General features: G+C 38.2%; 4 protein-coding genes. 1 reads left to right on the forward strand and 3 read right to left on the reverse strand.

Annotated features, from left to right (window positions below; translation table 11 throughout):
* Positions 1–288: 288 nt before the first annotated feature.
* A complete protein-coding gene (locus IQ228_RS24740; RefSeq protein ID WP_027403248.1) occupies positions 289–1,140 on the forward strand; it encodes a universal stress protein in 852 nt (283 codons plus the stop codon).
* Between the two features lie 133 nt (positions 1,141–1,273).
* On the opposite strand, the gene psbM is transcribed toward IQ228_RS24740, so the two are convergent.
* The 3 genes from psbM to IQ228_RS24755 form a co-directional block, all read right to left on the reverse strand.
* Positions 1,274–1,378 (reverse strand): photosystem II reaction center protein PsbM, encoded by a 105-nt coding sequence (gene psbM / locus IQ228_RS24745; protein WP_071992815.1) that lies wholly within the window; start codon positions 1,376–1,378, stop codon positions 1,274–1,276.
* 202 nt (positions 1,379–1,580) lie between these two features.
* Complete coding sequence (locus IQ228_RS24750; protein WP_027403249.1) at positions 1,581–1,877, reverse strand: 2Fe-2S iron-sulfur cluster-binding protein; 297 nt, start codon at positions 1,875–1,877, stop codon at positions 1,581–1,583.
* A gap of 133 nt (positions 1,878–2,010) precedes the next feature.
* A complete protein-coding gene (locus IQ228_RS24755) occupies positions 2,011–2,148 on the reverse strand; it encodes a photosystem II reaction center protein K (RefSeq protein WP_006195022.1) in 138 nt (45 codons plus the stop codon).
* Between the last annotated feature and the right edge of the window lie 274 nt (positions 2,149–2,422).

A 2,422-nucleotide genomic window follows, 5' to 3' on the forward strand; every position in this document is an offset into this window, starting at 1 on the left:
TAATAACTAACATCAGATTTTATTAATTTTATCAGGCAAAATTAGCAGTATGCTTAATGATAGGCAACCTAGTTGTAACTTCACGTAATTAGGCGTAAAGAAACTTAATATTCCATCACTTTTTTGCTCGTTGGTATTAGTTTGACTGCTAATCAGTTAATTTATGCTTAATTACTTAACTTGGTTGTTCAGCATATCAGAAAAACATTCTGATAGCTTGCGTGGCACAGCCATGGCTCAATACTAGCAGCAATAAACCACAGAAACCCTCACGACAAAGACGTAAATATGATCCAAAAAATTTTGTTGGCTGTCTCCGGTTTGGGACACGCGGAAGAAATGCTCAAGAACTTGAAAGAACTACCTTCATTTCGAGGCACAAAAGTTACAGTTCTCCACGTTGTTACTCCACAAAGCACCGCGTCTGTAATGACTGACAAATGGGAAGAAGGGGGCAAAATTCTGGCTAAGGCTATTCAGTATTTAAACTTAGACCCTAGCCAAGTTTCTTCAATTTTACGTCAGGGTGATCCCAAGGATGTGGTTTGTCAAGTCGCTGACGAAATGGAAGCTGATTTGATTATTATGGGTTCACGGGGAATGAAGCGACTACAATCAATTTTCTCCAATTCCGTCAGTCAGTACGTTTTTCAATTGTCTTCTCGTCCCATGTTGCTGGTGAAAGATGACATTTATGTCAAGAACATTAAGCGCGTTATGGTGGCAATGGATAATTCTGATGCTGCTAAAAATTGCTTAAATTTAGCTTTGTTCTTACTCCGGGGTGTTACGGGTGGACAATTGGTTTTAGCTAATATTAATGCAGATTTAGGTGGTAAATTATCAGGTATTACTGACCTTAAACCCGAGAAGAATTCTGTTTTGGGAATGGCTTTAGCAGAAGCTCAAAGACAATCTGTAGCAGTCCGTTGTGTTACCAGCAGTGGTAAACCAGGAGAAGAAATTTGTCGTTTAACTAATGAGTTGAATATAGACTTATTATTGATTGGTTCTCCGGACCGTCGCCCATCTATTGCTAAGAGTTTTGTTGATATAGATCGGCTAATTGGCTCATCTTTATCTGATTATGTTCGTGTTAACTCTACCTGTCCAGTGCTTCTGGCGCGTACTACTGTGTAATGTCTTTATATTAGCGATTCATAAATAAAAACCCCTGCACTATATTTAGTTTAGGGGGGTTTTTATCTTATCTATCTTTTCCACCGATTTTAAATTGCTCACAAAAGCTAATAGCTGTTCGCAAAGCTGTTAATTAACTTTCGCGGCTGGAAGTTTGGATGTAAAGCATGATTAAAAACACGGCGGGTACTAGTACGAACAAAATGCTCGCTACGAAACCCAAATCATTAACTTGCATAGCAAGATAGCCTTTTGTTTAATTTCGAGTCAACTATTCCAGAATAGCATTATAAGTAGGTGAACACAATAAAACCAAACTGTGTAAAGAAACGTAAAATCGCCCAAACCCTCTTCACTCTTGCCTTTTGCCTTGCCATAACGACAATTTTCAACGCCAACCTACTTAGATGACAGAGTGAAGCCAAATTTTTTAAAAGCTCTTAAGGTTTGGTGATGACTGTAATAGGTCCGTTCACTACGGTTTGACAAGCTAGACGGTAGTTGTCAGGCTTGTTTTTGAATTTGCGGTTTTCTAAATCTGTGCGGGGAGATAGGTTTTCTAGTCCTTCGACAATTTGGACAACACAAGTAGTACATTGTCCAGCACCGCCGCAATTGGTCATTTTGCCGAAAAATTTATAAATATCAATGCCATTTTCTACAGCTTTGAGTCGGAGATTAGCACCATCTGCGGCGATTATTTCTTTATTCTCTTTGACAAATTTGATGTTTCCCATCGTAGCTTCCTGGTAATTGAGGATGTAACTGGATTAATTATATTGATTTATTGCAAAATATTAAGAAATATTAATTTTACAAAAAAATAGGACAGGTGGATGTTACCTGTCCAAAAAATTGGAGATGGGTAATTTATCTAAAACCCACTGCTGCTTGCCAAACAAATGCAAGTAACAAGAAGAAGACGGGAATAACAGGTAATACATCTACCAAGGGGTCGAAAATTTGGTAAGCTTCAGGCAATTTCGCTAGTAATAGTGCTGCTTCCATGTTTGTTTAAATCCACCTAATAATCAAATATCTTTTATATGCGATATCCATTTTAACATGGTTAGGTGATCCGATTTTAGATTTTAGATTTTGGATTTTGGATTGATTGAGAATCCGGGCGACTAGAAGTCACGGACACACAGGCGAAACCCACGCAGGTGGGTTTTAAAGGGATTGTGTTGATTCAGTTATCGGTTTTTTCTAGTAGTTCGTCAAATTTATTTTGACGGGTAATGATCGGAAAAAACTTCTGTTCTTCCCTCCCCACCTCCCC

This window comes from Dolichospermum sp. LEGE 00246 (assembly GCF_015207865.1).
In the GTDB taxonomy this organism is placed as follows: domain Bacteria; phylum Cyanobacteriota; class Cyanobacteriia; order Cyanobacteriales; family Nostocaceae; genus Dolichospermum; species Dolichospermum heterosporum.